Raw genomic sequence first — 20,953 nt, forward strand, 5'->3', positions numbered from 1 at the left:
GAACCTCGGGTTTCAGTGCGCTATTGAAGCCATTTCGCTTGCTGAGCTGGGGTTTTTCCGCGTATGACAACGGCCCCCGCCGTGTGGCGAGGGCCGGTTACTCAGCGTCTGCTGCGAGTTCAGGCGGGGAACTCCCCACCCTTGACGGCAGCGACGAACGACGACCAGCCGTTCGCGGAGAAGGTGAGCGCCGGGCCGTTGGGGTCCTTGCTGTCGCGGACGGGGACGGCGCCGGTGCCAGTGGCGGCAACCTCGATGCAATCGCCGCCGTTGCTGCTGTAGGAGGACTTGAACCAGCGGGGGGATTCGGTCGTCACGGGATGCCCTTTCGCAACTGCTCGATCATTGCCACAGACGTCGCCTGCGACAACGCTTCGGCCTGCAACTGATGGTATGCCGTCAGCATGGGCAGCACGGCTGTGCCTTCGCGCTCCAGGTGCCCCCGCGCCTGAGACTCGGCATACGCGACCACGGACCTGTCAGCCAGGGTGAGGAGGTTCACCGGCAGGTTGAACGCCCGCCTTGCGCCTATGTCGAAGGGTGCCACTTGCAGTACCCAGTTGGGGAGGGAAGCGACTTCGGCCAGTCGCCGGAGCTGACCTTCCATGACCTCGGCACCACCGATCTCGTGACGGAGACAGCTCTCATCCATCACCACAAGCACCATGGGGGGCCGGGATCGCACCAGCGCGGCTTGCCTCTCCGCAAGGAAGGAGACCCGCTCTTCAGCTTGTTCGGGCGTGATGGCCCCACGCTGCACATCGCCGTCGGCCACCGTCCGCGCGTACTCCGGTGTCTGCAACAAGCCGGGGATCAGCCCGATCTGAAACAGCCGGATCTCTACCGCTCGGCCCTCGTACCCGACGTACTCGGGGAATCCTTCCAACAGGCTGCCGTGCTTGATCTCGCGGTACTCACGCTCGAACGAGTCCGCTGTGCTCTCAAGGCCGAAGACACGGTCCACGCTACGCGAGAACCGGAGAGTTGGGGGTTTCCGACCATTTTCGACGGCCGAAACATGCACGCTCGAATATTCCGCGCGCTCGGCCAGGTCCTCTTGAGTCCAGCCGCGCGCCTCTCGCAGGCTGCGTAAACGTGCTCCGTAGGCCGCTTCAGGGGAGGCGTCGGGGTTCAAGTCGTTGCGATTCAAAGGGCCTTCACTGTCCTTCCGTCCGCAAGTGACACGTTGAATGGCCCCTGACTCTAGGCCACGCTGAGGACTCCTGGTAGTGGAATCACTACGGAGAGGAGTGGTCGTGTCCGGCAGTCTGACCCCACCCGTACAGCTCGGCGAACCCCGGCCCGCCCCGAAGCCCGCGGCAGAGTGCGATGTCTGCCAGGCGCTGGTAAACGAGCGGCAGTTGGCAGAGGCACGGGGCGACAAGAGCAAGGTTGTTGACCTGAACATCGAACTCAGGAACCACCCCGAGCACGAGGGGCAGTGACTCCCGCCCCGGCGTCCAAAACCCTGGACAGGTGAGCGCCGGGACGGGTGACCAACCGCGGAGGAAAACTCCGCGGCCTACGGGTCATGCCCTCGACCGTACGGCGGCATGGCCCCTTACGAAAGAGGAGGCTGGTAGATGAGCGCCTTGGCTGTCGAGACGTATGAGACGCGCACGCCCGACGCCGAAGGCTGGCGCGGAATCCCGTTCCGGCACCCCGCGGACATGGAGGCGGACGGCGGCAGGCACGACGGCGGGCCCATGCCCCCTGAGGCACCCCGCGAGCCGCAGCCGCAGGGCGGGGACGGCAAGTAATCCCTGTGTGGACGGGCCGTCGCCGGTGTCAGGCCGGCGACGGCCCCCCGCGCGGCCCGGTCAGACCCGAGACCGGTACTTCCACACAGACAGCGGCAGGAACACCGCGATCAGCCCCGCGATCCACAGCAGCGCGCCCTGGGCGTGGGCCGCGACCGGGCCGCCGATCATCAGGTTGCGGGACGCGTCGACGACCTGGGTCATCGGGTTGTTCTCCACGAAGAGCCGCAGCCAGCTGGGCATGGTGTCCGGGGCGACGAACACCGAACTGCCGAACTGCAGCGGCAGCATGGCGATCGTGGACACGCTCTGCACCGTGTCGATGCTCCGGGCGGCCAGGCCGATGAAGGCGTTCACCCAGCAGAGCGCGATCCCGTACAGCAGGAGCAGACCGAAGGCCGCGAGGGTGGGCAGCAGGCCGTTGTCCGCGCGGAAGCCGATGAGCAGGGCGAAGGCGAAGACCGCCAGCTGGCTGATCAGCAGCCGTACCGAGTCCGCCGAGACCCGGCCGATGAGCACCGCGGAGCGGGCGACGGGCATCGACCGGTAGCGGTCCATCACACCGGAGGAGAAGTCGGTGTTGAGCGCGATGCCCGCGGTGCGGGAGACGATGGTGTGGTTCAGCGCCATGATGCCCGGCATCAGATACTGCCGGTAGTCCGCGCTGTTCCCGGCGATGGCGCCGCCGAAGGCGTAGATGAAGATCACGGAGAGGACGACCGGCATCAGGGCGGTGTCCAGCACCTGGCCCGGACTGGCCAGCGACTTGCGCAGGTTGCGGCGCGAGAGCGCCAGTGAGTGACGTACCAGTGAACTCATGCCGCGCTCCTAGCGGCGACGGGTTCCCTGGCCGCGGGTCCGGTGAGCTTGAGGAAGACCTCGTCAAGGCTCGGGATGTGGGTGTGCAGTGAGGCGAGCGGGATACCGGTCTCGCCGAGGGTGCGGACCACGGCGGTGAGTTGGCTGCCGCCGCCGGTGAGTGGCAGCTGGAGTCGTCCCTCGTCCGTCATGACGGTGGCCTCGGTGTGGCCCGCGGTCACCAGGACCTGGTGGATCCGCGCCAGGTCGCCGGGCTCCTCCGGCTGGATCCGCAGCATCTGGCCGCCCAGGCGCGCCCGCAGCTCGGCGGTGGAGCCGGACGCGATGACCCGGCCGCTGTCGATCACCACCAGGGAGTCGGCGAGCGCCTCCGCCTCCTCCATGTACTGGGTGGTGAGCAGCACGGTGGTGCCCTGTTCGGCGAGCCGGTTCACCTCCGCCCAGAGGCTGTTGCGGCTGTGCGGATCGAGGCCCGTGGTCGGTTCGTCGAGGACCAGGACGCGGGGGTCGCCGGTGAGGCTGGCCGCCAGGTCGAGCCGGCGGCGCATACCGCCCGAGTAGCCGCCGACGGGCCGCTTGCCGGCCTCGGTCAGACTGAAGCGTTCCAGCATCTCGTCGGCGCGGGCCCGGGCCTTGCGCCCGCGCAGGTTGAACAGCCGGGCGATGAGATAGAGGTTCTCCCAGCCCGAGATGTCCTCGTCCACCGAGGCGTACTGGCCGGTGAGTCCGATCAGCGGGCGCACCCGGGTGGCCTCGCGCACGACGTCGTGCCCGTGCACCAGGATCCGCCCGCTGTCGGGTCGGACGAGCGTGGAGACCATGCGCACCAGCGTGGTCTTGCCGGCGCCGTTGGGGCCCAGCAGGCCGAGCACCCGGCCGGCCGGAACCTCCAGGCTGACCCCCCGGATCGCCGCCGTACTGCCGAAGCTCTTCGCCAGATTCTCGATCCGGATGGCAGGGGTCATCGGCTCCAGGTCCTTTCGGGAATTGCGGTACGGAGGCTGTCAGTCAAGGACGTAACCGTCTCCGGACCGGGATCCGCGGGAGCGGCGCAGATCGGTGAGGACGAAGGTGCGCTGGAGCCAGCGGTCGCGGCCGTCGTAGCGCGGCTGGAAGGCGCTGCGCCCGTGGGTGGTGACCCGGTTGTCGACGATCGCCAGATCGCCGGGGGCCAGCACCGTGCTCTGGCCGGTCCGCTCGAAGGCGTCCCCGAGCTCGTCCATCGCCCGGCGGGCGCGGTCGGTGACCGGCTTGGTGGCCGCGAAGTCGATCCGCAGATCCGGGTCCTCGGGCGCCCCGAAGATCACCGGGTGCGGCTCGGTGCCGCCGTCGGACGCGCCGAAGGACGGCGGGGGAGCGGTGACGAACTCCGGTGCGGACAGTGCCGCCCGGGTCTCCTCGCTCAGCAGCGGCATCGCCCCGCGGATACCGGCGGTGCGCAGCGCGGCGACCTTCTCGTGGTCGGAGCGCAGGCACAGCAGCATGACGAAGTCGGGGCGGTGCGGATGGAAGGCGTTCTCGTTGTGGAAGGTCAGCAGTACCGAGCCCGCGTTCCCCTGGAACTCCTCCTTCCCCGGTACCGGCACCACGTCCTGGACCAGGGCGCCGGTCTTCTCCGGCCGGAAGGCGGCCGGGTCGCCGAGACCGCAGGCCACCATCGTCAGCACCGCGGCGGAGACCGAGCCCGCACGCTGCACGGAACCGGCGCCGGACGGGGTGTCGGGCAGCGCGGCCTCGTCCACCGGAAGGCCGCGCAGCAGCAGCACTCCGCTGCGCCCGGAGTCGCGGCGGAACTCGTGCAGCGGCCGGCGCAGCCCGAGCGGCAGTTCCGGCCAGCCGGAACGCGCGGCATCGACCCAGTCGGCGCTGTCGACCAGGGCACCGCCGGACGCCATCACCCGGCGCGCGGCCTGTTCCGCGTCCACGGATTCGTCCGGGGTCAGCGACGCGACCCGCGCCGCGGCCCCGGTATCGAGTGTCACGGTCATCAGGACGCCGCCTTCGCGGTGCCGGCGGAGTCCTCCATCGCACGGACGAGACTCAGCGGACGCATATCGGTCCACTGTGCGGCGATGTACTCCAGGGCCTCGGCGCGGCCGGTCTCCGGCAGGGCGGCCTTCCAGCCGTCCGGGACCTCGGCGAACGCCGGCCACAGGGAGTACTGGCCCTCGTCGTTGACCAGGGCCAGGTAGCGGCCCTCGGTGTCCTCGAACGGGTTGGTCATCGTATTGCCTCTCTCGTCTCATGGCTGGGGTGCGCGGGCCCGAGCGTGTCCTCGCCGTAGACGCCCTGCACCCAGTTGGTGTGGTAAACGGTGTCGAGATAGCGCTCGCCCATATCGGGCGAGATGGCGACCGAGGAGAGCCCCGCCGGTCTGCCGTGCTCCGTCAGCCACCGGTCGGCGCCGCTGACGACCGTCCCGGTGGAGCCGCCGAACAGGAAGCCGCGCCCGGCCAGCCGGTGGCACATGCGCACGGTGTCCGGTTCCGGTACGAGCAGCACCTCGTCGACGTAGTCCTCGTCCAGCAGCGGCGGACGGACCCCGGACCCCAGGCCCGGGATCATCCGGGGCGACGGCGGGTGGCCGAAGGCGACGGAGCCGACACTGTCGACGGCCACGATGCGGACCTCGGGCCGGTGCTCCTTGAACCAGCGGGCGCAGCCCATGAGGGTCCCGGTGGTCCCCGCCCCGACGAAGAGGACGTCCAGCTCGGGGTGGCTCCGGTGGATGCCGGGGGCCGTGTACCGGTAATGCGCCCGCCAGTTGGCGGGGTTGACGTACTGGTTGAGCCAGACGTACCGCGCGTCCTCCTCGCACAGCTGGCGTACGTAGGCGATCCGCGCACCGAGGAAACCCCCGTCGGCCGCCGGCTCCGCGATCGTGTGGACGGTGGCGCCGAGGGCCTCCATCAGACGCTTGGAGGCCAGGTTGCACCGGGAGTCGGTGACACAGACGAAGCGGTAGCCCTTGCTGGCCGCGATGACGCTCAGCGCGACGCCCAGATTGCCGGACGAGGACTCCACCAGGATCGAACCGGGGGACAGCTTCCCGGCCTCCTCCGCGGCCTCGACCATTTCCAGCGCGGCCTTCTGCTTCACCGATCCGGTGAAGTTGAAGCCCTCGCACTTGAGGTGGAGCGGGATACCGAGTACGGCGTCGAGATCGACGTACAGGTCTTCCTCGTTGAATTCCTGCGGAGCCGAAATAGTCGGCACGGGTGCCTCCCGCCCTAGCCGTAACGGCGCATCTCGTGGAAGAAATCGTCGACGACCTGCAACTCGCCCGATTCCTTCACGGATTCATAGACATGCCTGCCGAGTGCCAGATCCAGCACTCCCAGGCCGAACGGGGAGAAGATCACCGGCCGGTCGGCCGGCAGCCGCAGCCGCCCCGTCAGGACGTCGTGGAGCGTGCCGTCGAGGAAGTCCCGGTGGCCCACCCGCTGTTCCGCCAGGTGCACCGAGGTGTCCGCCTTCAGGCAGTGCTCCACGTCGTCCACGATGTTGGCCGCGCCGAGCACCACCTCGGGCGACAGATCGCGCAGCGACACATGCAGCACCAGAGGGTTGTGCGCGAACCAGCCGGGCTCGGTGACATGCGGGGTGCCGGCGACGGTGGCGAAGACCACCAGGTCGCAGGAGCGGATCAGCTCCTCGGCGGAGCCGTGCACGGTGACCGTGCCGGACTCGCCGGACTGGCGCAGGTAGTCGGCGAAGCCGCCCGCGTGCGCCGCCGACAGATCGTGCACCCCGATCTCGTCGAACTGCCAGCCGGTGCCCGCCAGATAGGTGTGGATGTAGCGGGCGATCAGGCCGACGCCGAAGAACCCGATCCGGGCCGGCCGGCCGCCGCGCGCGGCGCTGATCCGGTCGGCGGCGAGCGCCGCGGAGGCCGCGGTGCGCGCGGCGCTGATGATGGAGCTCTCCAGACACGCCAGCGGGTAGCCGGTGTCGTGGTCGTTGAGGATGAGCACCGCCGAGGCGCGCGGGATACCGGCCTCGACGTTCTCCGGGAAGCTGGAGATCCACTTCAGGCCGTCCGTGGGCAGCTCACCGCCGATCGAGGCGGGCAGCGCGATGATCCGGGAGGACGGGCGGTCGGGGAAGCGGAGGAAGTACGACGGCGGGTTCACCGTCTCGCCTCCGCCGTGCAGCCGGTAGGCCGTCTCGATCAGGTCGACGACGCCTTGGTGGTGCGCGTCGAGGACCCGGTGCACCTGGGCTCCGGAGATGACGGAGAACGTGGGCGCAGCGTGCTGCTGGGGCATGTGAAGCTCCGTGGAACCGTAGAAGAGAAGAGGGACCTGAGGCGTGTGGTGCGGGCCGGCCCTTCTAGTCGGCGGAGGGCCGGACATGCCCGTCGAGGCGCACCGGGTCGCCGAAGAGCGCCACGATCTCGCGGTCGCCCTCGTAGGCCTCGCGGCTGTGCGCCATCCGCAGGTTGTCGACCACGAGCAGATCGCCCGCCTGCCACGGCTCCCGCACGGTCGCCGCCGTGTACACCTCGTTGATGGTCTCGACGACCTGCGCCGGGACGGGCTCGCCGTCGCCGTGGAAGGTGGTGAACGGCAGGGAGCCGGGCCCGTACAGGGACACCAGGTACTCCCGCACCGCCGGGTCCATGGTCAGCTCGTTGAGGAAGGCGATCTGGTTGAACCAGAGCCGTTCACCGGTCGCGGGGTGGCGCACCACCGCCGCGCGGTGCTGGACGGTGCGCAGCCCGCCGTCCGGCAGCCACTCGTGGTCCAGGGCGTGCGCACGGCAGTACGCGTCGACCTCCGCGGTGTCCTGGGTGCCGAACGACTCGGCCCAGCTCACGCCGATGTCACGGTAGGTGCGGGCCAGCCGCCAGCCGTCGCGGGCGAAGCGCTCCACGAGGTCGGCGGGCAGCTTCGCCAGCACCGTCCGGGCGTCGGCCACGGCGGTCGCGCCGCCGGTACGGGGTGCCGTCAGACAGCCGAACAGGGCGATGGCTGGCACCTCGTCGCCGTAACTGCGCTCGTGGTGCATGCACATCGGCTCGTCGGCCGGCCACTCCGAGGCGCCGTACACACCGTCGCCGAAGTCGGTCCGGCCGGTGAAGCCCTCCCGCTCGGTCATCGGCGTCACCCCGAGCGCCTGCGCGGCCCGGCCCAGATCGGCGGGCGCCGCCAGGCCCAGGCCCCGGACGAGCAGGGCGCCGTACCGGCCCAGCAGGGCGCGCACGGTCTCGCCGGGGAGGTCCGGACCGGTCACCCCGAGGACCGGGGTGCGGCCTTCGCCGAGGATCAACTCGGCGCCGTCACCGAGGGTTTCGGGGACGGCCGTACCGTCAAACGTGGCTGTCAACTGGCTGCCTTCCTGGATTCGGAGCCTCGGCGGCCCGGCGGTCGAGCAACGCCGCACATTCCGCGAGAACCGGGTGCTGCTGGAGTTCGACGGGCGTCACCACACGGTCGAGCGCGATCGCCAGCCGCAGCATGGAGAGCGAGGTCCCGCCGCTGTCGAAGAAATGGGAGGCACGGCCGATCCGGCCGGCCGGCACCTTCAGGACCTGGGACCACAGCTCCGCGAGCCGCCGCTCGGTGCCGGTGCGCAGCTCCACGCCGTCGCCCGCGGACTCCTCCTGCCCGGCGAGCCGGGTCAGCGCCTTGCGGTCGATCTTGCCGTTGGCGGTGAGCGGCAGCACGTCGAGCCGGCGGAACCGGCTGGGGATCATGTAGCTGGGCAGCGCCGCGCCGAGCGACTCCAGGAGCGTGGCGTCGGACAGCTCCTCGCCGCTGTGGAAGGCGACCAGCTGCCGGCTCTCGCCCTCGCCGGTGACGACGACGGCGCTGTCCCGCACCCCGTCCACCCGCAGCAGCTGGTTCTCCACCTCGCCGATCTCGATCCGGAAGCCCCGGATCTTGACCTGGGCGTCCCGGCGGCCGAGGAACTCCAGCCGCCCGTCCGGCAGCCACCGCCCGAAGTCGCCCGAGCGGTACATCCGTTCACCGGGCAGCAGCGGATCGGGCATGAACGCGGCCCGGGTGCGCTCCTCATCGTTGACGTATCCCCGTCCGACGCAGACGCCGGAGAACAGGATCTCGCCCGGGGAGCCGAGCGGCACCAGCCGCAGCCGCTCGTCGACCACATGGATCCGCACATTGGCGACCGGCTTGCCCAGCGGCACCGAGGCCTGTTCGGGCACCCGGCGCATCACCTCGTGGTTGGTGTCGTCCGAGGTTTCGGTCAGGCCGTACGCATTGACCAGCGCGACGTCGGGGAACGTGGCGAACCAGCGCTCCACCAGCTCCTTCTTGAGCGCTTCGCCGGTCGCCGACACATGGCGCAGCCGGGGCAGCGCGCGGGGGCTGCGCTCCAGCTCCGTCAGCACCACTTCGAGATAGGAGGGCACGGCCTGGAGGACCTCGACACCGCCGGTGTCGAGCGTCTCGATGAAGCGCGCGGTGTCCAGGATGTCCGGCTGCCCGATGATCAGGGTGCGTCCGCCGACGGCCAACGCGGCCACCAGCTGCCACAGGGAGATGTCGAAGCACTGCGGCGCGGTCTGGGCGACCACCCGGCCCTCGGTGATCTCCAAATCGTCGATCTTGGCGAGGAGATGGTTGAGGAAGCCCGCGTGCTCGCACACGGCGCCCTTGGGCGCACCGGTCGAACCGGAGGTGAAGTAGATGTACGCGCTCTGGCCGGCGGCCACCGGGATGCCGGGGTCGGTGACCGGGTGGTGCTCGGCGAGCAGAGTGTCCAGATGGTCCGCGCGCACGGCGGGCAGCCCGGCCAGCGCCTCGGTCAGTCCCGGGGAGGCATCCCGCTCGGTCAGCACCCGGCGGCAGTCGGCGCGCACCAGCATGCCGCTGATCCGGTCGGCCGGGAAGTGCGGCTCCACCGGCAGGTAGACACCGCCGGCCTTGAACACGGCCAGCACGGCGACCAGCCAGGGGAGATTGCGTTCGGTGACCACCGCGACGACGTCCTCGTCGTGCAGTCCGCCGCGGCGCAGCGCGTGGGCGACGCGGTTGGCGCGCTCGTTGAGCTCCCGGTAGGTCCAGGACTCGGTGCCGTGGACGGCGGCGATGTCGTCCGGGCGCAACCGCACCTGGTCCTCGAAGAGTTCGTGCACCCGGCGGTCGGGCAGCTCGCGCCGCGGGCCCGCGAACTCGGCCAGCTGCTGTGCGACCTCCCGCTCCGGCACCGGGCTCCACTCCTGGTGGTCCGCCCCGGGCCGCTCGGCCAGCTCGCGCAGCGCGGCGAGCAGATAGCCCGCGAACCGGTCGGCCTGCTCGCCGTCCAGGGCGTCGGGGCGGTGGCTCAGCACCAGCTCCAGCCGGTCGCCGGTCCGGGAGAGGCCGGCGGCGAGCACGGTGCCGTCCGTCAGGTCCTCGGGGCCGGGTGCCCGGCCGGCGACCAGGACGGTGTCGAACAGCGGCTCCGTCCGGCCGGTCTCGGCGCGCAGCTCGTCCAGGGCCTGCGGCGCATGCCGCCCGACCTCGTCCGCCAGCTGTGCGACCTCGGTGACGAGTTCCGCCCACGAGCCCTGGGAAAGCGCGGCCCACAGGGGCAACGGGCTTTTCTCCGGGCTATCTTCGGGCAGATATCCGGTCACCACGGAGGAGTCGCCCGTCACCGCCGCCAGGACGCGGACATAAGCGGCCAGCAGCAGGGTGTCCGGAGAAAGACCCTGTCCTTCCGAAAGTCCCGGCCGTTCCGAAAGACCTCTGCGTTCCGAAAGGAGCAGCAGTGCCTCTGCGGTCCCGGCGGGAATCGCGGTGCGACGCACGGCAGGCAGGTCCGCCGGAATCCTCGACCACCGGGGCAAAGGGGTGAACCCGCCGCCGAGAACTCTTTGCCAGAATACGCGGTCCGCAGCCATCACACCGCAACCTCCTTTATGGCCCTGCCGGTTGTCATTACTCGGTGCTGTCCCATGAGCGAACAAGACAGTAGGGCGGCGGCTTATTGGCCAGATATCGTGCCGCCGGCCACGGGCGATACTCCGTATTGCGCGGGCCGGAGATATTCGGCGGACCGGGAGAACGCCGGCTTCAGGCGTCCGCCCGGAGTCCGGCTCGGACGTCCGTCCGGAGCCCGCCTCAGGCGTCCGCCCGGAGCGGAGCGCCCTGCGGGACGGCGACCGGGGAGTCATCGGTCTCCCCGGGCGGCGGCTCCGGCGGTTTCGTCCCCAGCAGCTTGAGCAGCGGCCCGGTCATCGCGGTGGTGCCGACCGCCATCAGGACCAGCACCGTCAGGCCCGTCGTGCTGATCAGATGGCGCTGCCAGCCGATCCCGGCGACCACCAGCTCGGTGACCCCGCGGCAGTTCATCAGCGCGCCGAAGCGCAAGGCTTCCTTCGGCCGGTACCCCATCGCCCGGGCGGCGCCGCCCGCACCGACGATCTTGGTCAGGGTCGCCACGACGACGACCCCGGCGAGAACCAGCCAGTGCCACGGGTCCCGACCCAGCGCCCCGACCGAGACATTGAGCCCCACACCGGCGAAGAACAGCGGCAGCAGCACCGTCAGGGTGAAGCCCTGCAGCTGCTGGTTCATCCGGTGGGTGACCGCGGAGTCCCGCGGGACCGCCGTACCGAACAGGAACGCCCCGATGACCGCGTGCAGCCCCAGCAGATGCGTCAGCACGGCATAGCTGATGGCGCCGACCAGCAGCAGGGGCAGCAGCGTCCCCTTGCCGGGCCGTTCCTCCGCGCGCCGCACCACGGTCGCCAGCAGCGGACGCACGACCAGCGCGGTGAACGCCACCAGGGCCACCACCAGCGCGATCGTGCTGCCCATGTCGGTGGCGTCACCGGACCCGGTCGCCGCGAGGATGACGGTCAGCGCGAGCCAGGCGATACCGTCGCCCACCGCCGCGCTGGCCAGCGCGAACTGGCCGACGGGGGAGCGGTCCAGACGCAGATCGGTGAGGATCCTGGCGAGCACCGGCAGCGCCGTCACCGACATGGCCAGCCCGAAGAAGCAGAGGTAGCCGAAGTCGTGCGGGGTCGAGCCGCGCAGCATGGCGGGGGCCGCCGCCGCGAGGGCGAGCCCGGCCACGAACGGCAGACCCATCGCGCCGAGCACGCTCACCCCGAGCGAACCGACGGCCTTCTTGGGGGTCTCCATGCGCAGCTCGCAGCCGAGCAGGAACATGAAGACGATCAGCCCGAGCTGGGCCACCGTGTTGAGGGCGGAGACGACATCGGCGGAGAGCAGCCAGGCCTGCCCGGACGGCCACACCCAGCCCAGCAGCGAGGGGCCGAGCAGCAGACCGCCGAGGATCTCACCGATCACCAGCGGCTGGCCGAGCCGGCCCAGCAGCGCTCCCAGCAGATGGCTGAGCAGAATGATCACCATGACGGCGAGCAGGAACCTGGCCGTCGTGTCGACCTCGGTCGACGAGCCCCCGGAGCCCAGCCGGCCCCACCACAGCCCTATGGCCCCGAGCAGCAGGACGACGCCTGCGATGACCTTCAGCATGACGTCAGGGGGGTGTCGAGGGCGAGCGGCGCGGCGGGGGCCTCGCCGCCCGGCCAGGAGGCGAAGCGCCGTGCCCCGTACAGCAGCGGGGTCCCGGGGTCCTGGGTGACACCGGTGACCGCGCCCACCACGAGGGTGTGGTCGCTCACCTCGACCAGCTTCGTCACCCGGCACTCGGCGACCGCGAAGGCGTCGTCGGCCAGCCACGGCAGCCCGGCCTCCGGCGAGCGCCGCCAGCCGACCTGGGAGAACCGGTCCGCGACCGGGTGCGCGAACACCTCACCGGCCCGCTGCCCCCGGTCGTGCAGGAGGTTCACCGCGAAGGCGCCGTACTCGCGCAGCGCGCCCAGGGTCTCTCCCCGGGTGGTCAGCCAGACGGAGAGGGTCGGCGGCGCGGTGGTCACGCTCGACAGCGAACTGCACGTCAGCCCGCGGGGCCGGTCGTCCGTCCCGTACGTGGTGATCACGGCGACGCCGGTGGGGAAGGCGCCCATCAGGGAGCGGAAGTCGTCGGCCGGCACCGGGCGGGTGGCCGTGTCCGGCGCGGACGGGGGTGGGGGAAGGCTAGCCATGGTGAGGTCGTCCTCCGGTTGGGGCGCCGGGCCGTTCCGGGGACCGGCCCCCGGACTCCCGGCCGAGCAGGCGGGTGAAGCGCCGACGCCCGTACCCGCCGGGGGGACAGGGGTAGGGGCGTCGGCAGCAGAAGTGAGCCCGGGGGCTCAGCTGTTGAGGGAGGCGATGTACTCGTAGCAGCTGGGCAGGGCGGCGACCAGCTCGTCCGCGTCCGCCTTGAGCCGCGCGAGCTCGGCGCGCGCGTTCGTCGGGTCGATGTGCGCGAGGGAGGGGCGCGGCCGCTTCGGCTCATGGCCCAGGCCCAGCATCATCGTGATCCACGAGTACTGCTCGAAGCCGTGGTACGGCTGGTAGATGGTGCGCTCGTCGAGCAGGTGCGAGGCGCCGATCGCGAGGCGCTCGGCGAGCCCGTCCGGAAGGGCGCGGGTCTTCGCCTCCTTCCAGTACGGGGTGTCCTCGCGCTGCGCCGCCTTGTAGTGCAGGACCAGGAACTCCTTGACCCCGTCCAGGACCTCGGCGACCCGGTTGTTGTAGTCGTCGACCAGCGCCGGGTCCCAGTTCTCGTCCGGGAAGTTCTTCACCAGCTGCTCGATGCCGTGCTGGATGAAGAAGATGCCGGTGGACTCCAGCGGCTCGACGAAGGCGCTCGACAGGCCGATCGCCACACAGTTGTTGACCCACGAGCGGCGGTTGCGCCCGATGCGCATCCGGATGTGGTTGGCCTCCAGGTCGTCCTGGCCGGGGGCGACGTGCTCCCGCAGGGTGCGCTCCGCCTCCTCCGGGGTGCAGAACTCGTCGGAGTACACATAGCCGTTGCCGTTCCGCCCGAACAGCGGGATGTTCCAGATCCAGCCGGCGTCCATCGCGGTCGCGGTGGTGTACGGGTTCATCCCGGTGGTGGCCTGGTCGGCCTGCGGTACGCGCAGCGCGACGGCGCGGTTGTTCGGCAGCACGTCCTGGAAGGACTCGAACGGCTCGTCCAGGGTCTCGTTGATCAGCATGCCCTTGAAGCCGGTGCAGTCGATGAACAGGTCACCGGTGAGGTCACCGTGCTCGCGGGTGGCGACATGGCTGATCCAGCCACGCTCGTCGCGGCCCACCTGCGTCACGTCGTCGACGACATGGCGGACACCGCGGTCGGTGCCGTACTTGGTCAGGAACTTCGCCAGCAGCGCCGCGTCGAAGTGGTACGCGTACGGGAACTGGGCCCGCTGCTCCTCCAGCGTCGAGCGGCCCAGCGAGCCGTCGAGACCGCCCGCGAACAGGGACCCGTCGAGCAGCCGCGGCGAGCGCTTGGCCTCGCACAGCGCCGGCGTGATGAAGCAGGAACGGTCGAACGGCTGGCTGCGGTCGCCCTCCTGCAGCCACCAGTCGGCGAGGGTGTAGCCGTCGGACGTCCGCAGCCGCTCGAAGGGGTGGTAGAAGTGGTGCCCGGGCTCCCGCCAGTTCTCGAACCGGATTCCCAGCTTGTACGAGCCGGAGCACTCCGGCATCCATTCGCGCTCGTCCAGGCCGAGATAGTCGAAGAAATGCCGGACCGTGCTGAAGGTCGCTTCGCCGACACCGATGGTCGCGACGCGGTCGGATTCAACCAGAGTGACGTTGATGCGGTCACCGTACGCCGCCTTCAGGTACGAGGCGCTCATCCATCCCGCAGTGCCGCCGCCGACAATGACCACTGAATTAATCACGCTGTGACTCCTGTTGTTCGTGAACGGGCCTCAGAAGGGCGGGTGGGCTGATTCACGCACAGAAGTTAGACAGGTGGGCTTTTACTTCGTTATCGGGAAAGGAGCGATCTATATTAGCGGCGTCGCGCCGTCATCGGCAGATTCTTCGCGCCGTACATTCCGCGGGCGTGATAGGCGACGTCGCGGCCGTGGTCGACGCGCAGTTCACGGAAGGTGTCCAGCAGGGCGTTGAGCGCCACTTCCGCCTCCAGCCGCGCCAGCGGCGCGCCCACACAGAAGTGCCCGCCGCGCCCGAAGGCGACATGCCGGTTGGGCGTGCGCCGGATGTCGAAGCGGTGCGCGTCCGGGAACTGGTCCTCGTCGTGATTCGCCGAAATCACCCACGGGGTCACCATGCGGTCGGCCGGGATGAGATGGCCGCCCACCTCGACATCGGTCACGGTGACCCGGCTGACCGTGGTGAACGGCGAACGGAACCGCAGGACTTCCTCGATGGCGGACGGGATCAGGGAGCGGTCGGCGCGGAGTTCGGCATAAGCGTCCGGGTTGCTGTCGAGGCACTGCATGGCGTTGCCGATCAGCAGCGTCGTCGTCAGGTGACCGGTCAGGAAGAGAATTCCGGTGAATTTCACGACTTCGTCGTCGGTGAGCCGTTCGCCGTCGATCTCGGCCGTGGCCAGCCGGCTGATCAGGTCGTCCTTCGGGTCCGTCCGGCGCTTGCGGCAATGGCCCAGCAGATACTCGTCCATCTCACGGGTCGCGGCCTGGAACGTGGCGACGAAATCCTCCGGCGCGATCGGCTGGTCGCCGAGCGCGATGAACCGGTCCGCCCACACCCGGAACAGGTCACGGTCCGAGGCGGGCACCCCCAGCAGCTCGCTGATGACGATCACCGGCAGCGGATACGTCAGCACGTCCACCAGGTCGAAGTGCTCCGCGTCGACCCCGGCCAGCAGCTCGTTCGTCACGGCCGCGATACGGGGTTCCAGCCCGGCCACCGTCTTCGGGGTGAAGGCCTGATTGACCAGCCGGCGCAGCTTGCCGTGGTCCGGCGGGTCCATCGAGTTGATGTGCCCCTCGGTCAGCGGCTTCAGATGGGGCATGACACGGCTGGAGTCGTTGGAGAACGTCTTCGGGTCGGAGATGACCTGCTGCACGTCCTCGTAACGGAAGACGTGATACGGCCCGTCCCCCTCCTGCCACACGGGGTGCTCGGACCGCATCCTGCCGAGCCACTCGAACAACTCGTTGCTGCCGTCGGCATCCGGGACGGCGATCTCGTCGCGCACAGTCATCAGGACTCCTTCGTGGATACCCCGGCTTCAGCCGGGGGAGGAAACGAAGCTCCCGCGTGAGCGGGGCAGGGAATGGGCAATCGCCTCCAGGGCGATTGGCCGTACAGCCATCACGGGCATGAGGCAGCCCACAGTGATCAAGAGCTCTCAACTGTCAGTCCTCCCAGGTAGGTTCAGATCCATGACGACGGACGCGAAGACCACGGAGGGTTCCGGGCGCTGCCGGTACACCTTCCGTCTGCGCCTGTCGTCCACGGCCCGGCATGCCCTCGAAACCGAGTGGGACCGCTGCCGGTGGATCTGGAACGAATGCGTCGCGAAGTCCAAGGCCGTACACCTGCACAACAAGGCGCACCCCGAGGACAAGCAGACGTGCGGGCCGGTTCAGCTCGCGAAGATGCTGACCGAAGCTCGCGCGGTGACGCCCTGGCTGGCTGAGGGCGCATGTGTTCCACAGCAGCAGTTGATACGAGACTTCGGCAAGTCCCGCGCCAAGGCCCTCAAGGACATCAAGGCCCGGCTGCCGATGCGGCAGCGGTCTGGGATGCCGAAGTACAAGAAGAAGCGCGAGGCCCTGCCGACGCTGGAGTACACCAAGACCGCGTTCCGGCTCAAAGACGGCCGTCTCCACCTGGCCGGCGGAACCGTGCTGAGGGTGGTGTGGTCGCGCGCGCTGCCCCGACCCCCGTCCTCGGTGCGGGTCTACCGAGACAGCATCGGGCACTGGTACGCATCCTTCGTGGTGGCCACGACGGCCGAGGCCCTGCCCGCTACAGGCCGCGTGATCGGCATCGACTGGGGCGTGAAGGAGACCGCGACCACCACGTCCGACGCCCATGACCTGCCGCACGCGCAGCATGGGAAGGCCGCCGCGCAGAAGCTCGCGAAGTACCAGCGGATGATGGCGCGCCGCAGGCCGAAGAAGGGCCGGCCAGGTTCGAAGGGCTACCGCGAGGCGAAGCGGCAGACCGCAAAGCTCCATAAGAAGGTTGCCCGGCAGCGTCAGGACACCGGCCGCAAGTGGGCCAAGCGTGTGGTCCGCGACCATGACGCCCTGGCCGTGGAGGACTTCCAGTCGAAGTTTCTGACAAAGTCGACCATGGCTCGCAAGGCGGCTGATGCCGCGATCGGCGCGACGAAGGCTGCGCTGGTCGAGATGGGCCGCAAGCACGGGCGCGATGTTCGCCTGGTGCACCCCGCGCACACCACGATGGACTGCGCACAATGCGGAGCGAGAACCAAGCACGCACTCCCCCTCTCAGAACGAACGTATGCCTGCACCGCGTGCGGAGCTGTCTCGCCCAGGGACAAGAATTCCGCCCGCGTGATGCTGGTCCGGGCTGGTCTTCAACCCGGCTGGCGTTGATCGTGTAAGACCTGCGCGCCCGCCGGGCCGCAGGCAACGTGAACCAGGAATCCCCGTCGTTTACGAGGGGGAGGAGTCAACGGTGGTGCCGGCTCGAACGCCAGCGGACGCTACCCCGCACCGTTTTCCGCGCGTTATCGGCACGGCACACCCACCGCCGCCCCGCGGTCACCGCCCCGGCAGCGTCCGGCCCCCGCAGGTCTCGGCCGACAGCCGGCTGATGTCCGCGCTCGCCTGCAACTCCCCCCACACCGAACCGATCTCGTGGAAGGTGTTGCGCGCGATCAGCAGATGCTGGCTGGCCCGGGTGAGCTGGTTCAGCTGCTGGCTGCAGGTGCCGAGCGCCAGATGGACCTTGGCGAGGAGGAAGAGGTCGTCGACCCGCTCCGCTATCTCCAGGGCGTCCGCCAGGATGCTCTCGGCCTCGTCGTACTGGCCCGACGCCACCAGGGTCTCCCCGATGCCCAGCAGCGCATACGCCTCACCGCGGGTGTCGCCCTTGCTGCGCACGATCCGCAGCACCCCGTCGTACGACTGCTTGGCGGCGTCGAAACGGCCCTGCTTCACATAGGCGGCGGCCAGCCGGTTGAGGGCCTGGGCCGCACCGCGGGTCTCCCCGAGCGCGGTGGCTATCCGCACGGCCTCCAGCGAGAGCCGGACCGCGGCGTCCGGGTTTCCCCACTCCAGCTCGATCTGTGACATCTGATTCAGGGTGTGTGCCTCGGCGGACGCGTCGCCCACGACCCGGAAGGTGTTGCGTGCCTCGTCGAGCCGGCTCATGGCGGACCGCAGGCCGCCCTGCACCCGGTCGGTGATCGCCATGTTCCGCAGCGTCAGCGCCCGGCCGTGCACCTCCCGCACACTGTCGAAGAGCTGGAAGGCCCTGGTGAAGAGCGGCGTGGCGGAGTCGAAGCGCTGCTGGAACATCTCCACGGAGGCGAGTTCGTAGCACATCGCCGCCTCCCCGCGGATGTTCCCGGCGTTCCGGTTCGCCTCCAGCGCCTTCTCGCTGACGGCGCGCCAGTCGTCGTAGTAGTTGCGCGTCTCGAAGAGGACCACGCTGGACATCGCCAGGTCCCAGGCGAGCTCCTCCATCCGGAGCGTGCAGGCCTGGAGGATCGAGGCCACCAGGGACGGGCGCTCGGCCTCGAACCAGTCGAGCGGCGATCCGAGGAGCCTGCCGACGAGCGGGGCATCGAGGTGCCGGCGCGGCGTCGACCCGTGGATGATCGCGAAATCGCCGCCGTACTCCCGGATATGGCCCTGCTCGGCCAGTGTGAGGTAGGTACGGAAGACCCGGTGGAGCGCGGCGCGGCGCTTGTCCTCGGCCTCGTCGGACTCGGCCCGCTCCCGTGCGTACAGCCGCAGCAGATCGTGGAAGCGGTAGCGCATGGTGCCGGTGGCGTCGCTGCCGATCGGGGTGAGCAGATGGGCGTCCACCAGCCGCTCGATCATGTCCTCGGCCTCAGCCGGCGAGACATCGAGGAGCGCGCCGCCCACCCATGCCGGGAAGTCCGGTACGTCGAGCAGCCCCAGCAGGCGGTACATCCGGGCCGTCTGCTCGGTCAGGCCGCGGTAGCTGAGGGCGAAGCTCGCGCGCACCTCCAGGCCGCCGGTGCTGAGTTCATCGAGCCGGCGGTGCTCGTCGCGGAGCCGGTCCACCAGATGCTGTACGGACCAGTGCTGCTTGGCGACCAGGCGGGCCGCCGCGATCCGCAGGGCGAGCGGCAGCCCGTCGCACAGCCGGCAGAGTTCGTTGACCGCCGCCTTTTCCGAGGTGGCCCGGCCCTCACCGGCGATTTTGGTGATCAGGGTCTGGGACTCGTGCGCGGTCATCAGACCCAGATCGACCCGGACCGTGCCGGAATCGGCCGCCAATTGCTCCCTGCTGGCCGCGAGGACACAGCTGCGGCCGGTGCCCGGAAGGAGGGCCGTGATCTGGCTCATCGTGCGAACGTTGTCGAGCACGATGAGCGATTTCCTGTCGGCGAGCACACTGCGGTAGAGCGAGGCGAGCTCGGCGGGGTCGGACGGTATCTGGTCCCCGGGCACTCCGAGCGCCCGGAGAAAACGCCCCAGCAGGGCGCCGGCCACGAATTCCGGCTGCTTGCCGTCGTACTGGGACAGATCGGCATACAGCTGACCGTCCGGGAATTCCCCGGCGACCTTATGGGCCCAGTGCACAATGAGGCCGGTCTTGCCGACGCCGGCCACTCCGGTGATGAGCCCCATCCCCGGGGCCTTCTCCCCGAGAAGGCGGTCGAGTTCTCCGAGTTCCGCCGCACGGCCCTGGAACAGGTCCACGTCCGGCGGAAGCTGGGCGGGCACCACCATGGGCTTGACTTGCACCGGGAGAGTGAGCCCCGGGTCGTCCTGAAGAATGGACGCGTGCAATTCCTTTATCGCCACGCTCGGTTCGAGACCCAGTTCATCGACGAAGTTGCGCCGCCACATACGGAAACCCTCGGTCGCCTCGGCCCGGAGGCCGGCGCGGTACTGGGCGAGCATGAGGTTGTACCGGAGCTGTTCGTGCAGCGGGGAGCTGTTCGCGATCGAGGTCAGCTCGGAGATGATGTCCTGGTGGTGCCCCAGGGCGAGTTCCACCTCGGACCAGGCCTCGTAGGCCGCGTAGCGCCGCTCGTCGAGCCGGGTCGCCTCGTCCTCGACCGGCCGCCCGGTGACCCCCGCGAGGGCGGGGCCTTTCCACAGGTCGAGGGCCTGCCGGTACAGGACACGGCCCTGTTCGTGGCGGCCCTGCTTGACGTGTGCGGCGGCCTCGGCGACGAGTGAGGTGAACTGCAGGGCGTCGAGGTCGCTCCCGGCGGTCTCCAGGCGATAGCCGGGGTGGGTCGTCAGAATGACATCGCCCTCGACGCCCGCCTGTTTGAAGGACTTTCGCAGCGCCCCGATGCAAATGGCCACCTGCGTCCTGGCCGTGGCCGGAGGTTCATCGCCCCATACCGCGTCGACCAGGCTGTCGACCGATACGACACGTCCCCACGCGAGGATGAGCATCGTGAGAATGGTGCGCTGCCGGGGACCGTGGACCCCTATGATCCGGCCACTCCCGGTGATGACCAAGAGTGGCCTGAGTACCGAGTATTTGATGGCGCGAGGTATGGAACGGTCTTCTGGCATGGCTGTGTTACCCCCCGTGTAGCACGGCCCGCTAGGCCCGTGATCCAGCCACTATAGGGATCGTAACGCGACCGTTGAGCGTGGCTCCTGCCGAGGCCCGGGGCAGAGGTCTACTCCACCACTTTTGCGGGCTTTCGCGCCGTGATTTTTGTTGCCGAACAGGGCATCGGGGCACCGGGGCGGGTGGCCGGGAAACGCCGTTGCGGAGCGCCGTCGATGGGGGGAGGGTGTGCTGCGGGCGCCGGGCGAGGTGACCGGGCGGACGGTGACGGACCGAGGGCACCGCGCTGACGGCACATCAAAGCCTCCTGACCGAAAGGCGCCCCGGCAAGACCGCTTCCTGAATCCTGGGCGTCGTTGTGCCGGTGTTCATCCGCCGGACACCGCCGCGCTGCCATGGCCTGACGGACTGAATGGTCCACGGCTCCCGTCCGCCGCCCGGAAAAGTAGGCCAATAACGATGTGAAGCCGTCCCCGGATAAATTCATGCTTCATGGCACCGACGGTCGACCACCGTTCGTGCACGTATTAACTAGGGGGAATCATGACTGCGATACATGGCGTCACTGCCCGACGTGCCACCCCGGCCCAAATCGCCTGCGCCACCTTAGAGTTCCCCGCTGCCGTCCGCGTATCGCAGCAGGACTTTTCCGGGCGCCACCGGCGCAACCAGGACTGGGTGTGACAGCGGGCCGGTTGGGAGCCCGGGGCCTGCTCGCCGGGCCGGGCCCCGGCTGGCCCCTCGGCACCGCGCCGGCGTAGTCGACCCCCTACCTGAGAGCTACCGCAAAGCCCGCTCCGCAGTGTGATTCCTGCGGCCGTTCGCGTCACTAACCTCCTTTTCCAGTTCCCCCAA

Annotated in this window: 17 protein-coding genes and 1 pseudogene; 3 read left to right on the forward strand and 15 right to left on the reverse strand. The window is 69.5% G+C overall.

Translation table 11 applies throughout. From position 1 onward, the window contains the following. Positions 1–119: 119 nt before the first annotated feature. Both NUT86_RS23145 and NUT86_RS23150 read right to left on the reverse strand, forming a co-directional pair. Positions 120–317, reverse strand: coding sequence for a DUF397 domain-containing protein (locus NUT86_RS23145; RefSeq protein WP_274737428.1), 198 nt, complete (start codon positions 315–317; stop codon positions 120–122). Continuing rightward, positions 314–1,150 (reverse strand): helix-turn-helix domain-containing protein, encoded by an 837-nt coding sequence (locus tag NUT86_RS23150; RefSeq protein ID WP_274737429.1) that lies wholly within the window; start codon positions 1,148–1,150, stop codon positions 314–316. The genes NUT86_RS23145 and NUT86_RS23150 overlap by 4 nt, the downstream gene beginning before the upstream one ends. 106 nt (positions 1,151–1,256) lie before the next feature. Here NUT86_RS23150 and NUT86_RS23155 point away from each other — a divergent pair, with 106 nt between their 5' ends. Further along, positions 1,257–1,445, forward strand: coding sequence for a hypothetical protein (locus tag NUT86_RS23155; protein WP_229838067.1), 189 nt, complete (start codon positions 1,257–1,259; stop codon positions 1,443–1,445). A 138-nt stretch (positions 1,446–1,583) separates the two neighbouring features. Then, on the forward strand, positions 1,584–1,760 hold the full coding sequence (locus NUT86_RS23160; protein ID WP_018090034.1) for a hypothetical protein: 177 nt from the start codon (positions 1,584–1,586) through the stop codon (positions 1,758–1,760). Positions 1,761–1,820: 60 nt separating this feature from the next. Here the strand turns inward: NUT86_RS23160 and NUT86_RS23165 are convergent, their stop codons facing one another. The 12 genes from NUT86_RS23165 to NUT86_RS23220 form a co-directional block, all read right to left on the reverse strand. After that, positions 1,821–2,579, reverse strand: a complete 759-nt coding sequence (locus NUT86_RS23165) for an ABC transporter permease (protein WP_274737432.1) — start codon at positions 2,577–2,579, stop codon at positions 1,821–1,823. After that, entirely contained in the window at positions 2,576–3,544 is a 969-nt protein-coding gene (locus NUT86_RS23170; RefSeq protein ID WP_109891613.1) for an ATP-binding cassette domain-containing protein, read from the reverse strand. The genes NUT86_RS23165 and NUT86_RS23170 overlap by 4 nt, the downstream gene beginning before the upstream one ends. Positions 3,545–3,583: 39 nt before the next feature. Continuing rightward, entirely contained in the window at positions 3,584–4,567 is a 984-nt protein-coding gene (locus NUT86_RS23175) for a clavaminate synthase family protein (protein WP_274737434.1), read from the reverse strand. Next, complete coding sequence (locus tag NUT86_RS23180) at positions 4,567–4,803, reverse strand: MbtH family protein (RefSeq protein ID WP_266440475.1); 237 nt, start codon at positions 4,801–4,803, stop codon at positions 4,567–4,569. Before NUT86_RS23180 ends, NUT86_RS23175 begins: the two co-directional genes overlap by 1 nt. Continuing rightward, positions 4,800–5,795, reverse strand: a complete 996-nt coding sequence (sbnA, locus tag NUT86_RS23185; protein WP_159486992.1) for a 2,3-diaminopropionate biosynthesis protein SbnA — start codon at positions 5,793–5,795, stop codon at positions 4,800–4,802. Before sbnA ends, NUT86_RS23180 begins: the two co-directional genes overlap by 4 nt. A 14-nt stretch (positions 5,796–5,809) precedes the next feature. Next, positions 5,810–6,847 carry a 2,3-diaminopropionate biosynthesis protein SbnB gene (sbnB, locus tag NUT86_RS23190; RefSeq protein WP_274737435.1) on the reverse strand — a complete coding sequence of 346 codons (1,038 nt, stop codon included), beginning with the start codon at positions 6,845–6,847 and terminating at the stop codon, positions 5,810–5,812. Between the two features lie 64 nt (positions 6,848–6,911). After that, positions 6,912–7,907, reverse strand: a complete 996-nt coding sequence (locus tag NUT86_RS23195) for a TauD/TfdA family dioxygenase (protein ID WP_274737436.1) — start codon at positions 7,905–7,907, stop codon at positions 6,912–6,914. Further along, the gene (locus NUT86_RS23200) at positions 7,891–10,122 is read right to left on the reverse strand and encodes a non-ribosomal peptide synthetase (RefSeq protein ID WP_446750831.1); all 2,232 of its coding nucleotides are present in this window, start codon (positions 10,120–10,122) and stop codon (positions 7,891–7,893) included. The genes NUT86_RS23195 and NUT86_RS23200 overlap by 17 nt, the downstream gene beginning before the upstream one ends. Positions 10,123–10,651: 529 nt before the next feature. Then, a complete protein-coding gene (locus NUT86_RS23205; RefSeq protein ID WP_018090043.1) occupies positions 10,652–12,034 on the reverse strand; it encodes a cation:proton antiporter in 1,383 nt (460 codons plus the stop codon). Next, positions 12,028–12,606, reverse strand: coding sequence for a flavin reductase family protein (locus tag NUT86_RS23210; RefSeq protein WP_109891626.1), 579 nt, complete (start codon positions 12,604–12,606; stop codon positions 12,028–12,030). The genes NUT86_RS23205 and NUT86_RS23210 overlap by 7 nt, the downstream gene beginning before the upstream one ends. Positions 12,607–12,753: 147 nt before the next feature. Continuing rightward, positions 12,754–14,298, reverse strand: coding sequence for a tryptophan halogenase family protein (locus NUT86_RS23215; RefSeq protein WP_266440455.1), 1,545 nt, complete (start codon positions 14,296–14,298; stop codon positions 12,754–12,756). Positions 14,299–14,411: 113 nt separating this feature from the next. Then, the gene (locus NUT86_RS23220) at positions 14,412–15,593 is read right to left on the reverse strand and encodes a cytochrome P450 (protein ID WP_274737439.1); all 1,182 of its coding nucleotides are present in this window, start codon (positions 15,591–15,593) and stop codon (positions 14,412–14,414) included. Between the two features lie 181 nt (positions 15,594–15,774). Between NUT86_RS23220 and NUT86_RS23225 the strand changes: the two are divergent. Beyond that, positions 15,775–16,972: pseudogene (locus NUT86_RS23225) on the forward strand (RNA-guided endonuclease InsQ/TnpB family protein); the annotation flags it as partial. 155 nt (positions 16,973–17,127) lie between these two features. Here the strand turns inward: NUT86_RS23225 and NUT86_RS23230 are convergent. Continuing rightward, positions 17,128–20,097 carry an AfsR/SARP family transcriptional regulator gene (locus tag NUT86_RS23230; RefSeq protein WP_266440448.1) on the reverse strand — a complete coding sequence of 990 codons (2,970 nt, stop codon included), beginning with the start codon at positions 20,095–20,097 and terminating at the stop codon, positions 17,128–17,130. Between the last annotated feature and the right edge of the window lie 856 nt (positions 20,098–20,953).

The organism is Streptomyces sp. G7(2002) (assembly GCF_028870195.1).
Taxonomy (GTDB): Bacteria; Actinomycetota; Actinomycetes; order Streptomycetales; family Streptomycetaceae; genus Streptomyces; species Streptomyces nigrescens.